A 652-nucleotide genomic window follows, 5' to 3' on the forward strand; every position below is an offset into this window, starting at 1 on the left:
CCGGGGTGGCGAGCTGGACCGGCCAGCAGCTCACCCTCCCGGCAGCGAAGTCCTACGAGATCGCCAAACGCGGCACCGGCAAGCAACAGGCCGCCACCACCATGGCATTCGTCAGGCTCCTCAAAGACCTCATGCGCGACAAGGACTTCGGCCACCGCTTCGTCCCGATCGTCCCGGACGAATCACGCACCTTCGGCATGGACGCGTTCTTCCCCACCGCGAAAATCTACTCCCCCAAGGGACAGAACTACCTCTCCGTGGACCGCGACCTCGTCCTGGCCTACAAGGAATCCGCCGCCGGACAACTCATCCACCCCGGCATCAACGAAGCCGGCGCCGTCGCCGCGTTCACCGCAGCCGGCACCTCCTACGCCACCCACGGCCAGGCCCTCGTGCCCGTCTACGTCTTCTACTCCATGTTCGGCTTCCAACGCACCGGAGACTCCTTCTGGGCCGCCGCCGACCAACTCACCCGCGGCTTCATCATCGGCGCCACCGCAGGACGCACCACCCTCACCGGCGAAGGCACCCAACACGCCGACGGCCACTCACCCCTCCTCGCCGCCACCAACCCCGCCGTCATCACCTACGACCCCGCCTACGGCTACGAAATCGGCCACATCATCCGCGCCGGCCTCGAACGCATGTACGG

The 652-nt window shown here is 66.9% G+C and carries 1 pseudogene; it reads left to right on the forward strand.

Annotation, left to right across the window (positions count from 1 at the left end):
- Window positions 1–652 (forward strand): annotated as a pseudogene (locus LD110_RS23365) (pyruvate dehydrogenase (acetyl-transferring), homodimeric type); the annotation flags it as partial.

This window comes from Arthrobacter sp. M4 (assembly GCF_020251205.1).
Lineage (GTDB): Bacteria > Actinomycetota > Actinomycetes > Actinomycetales > Micrococcaceae > Arthrobacter.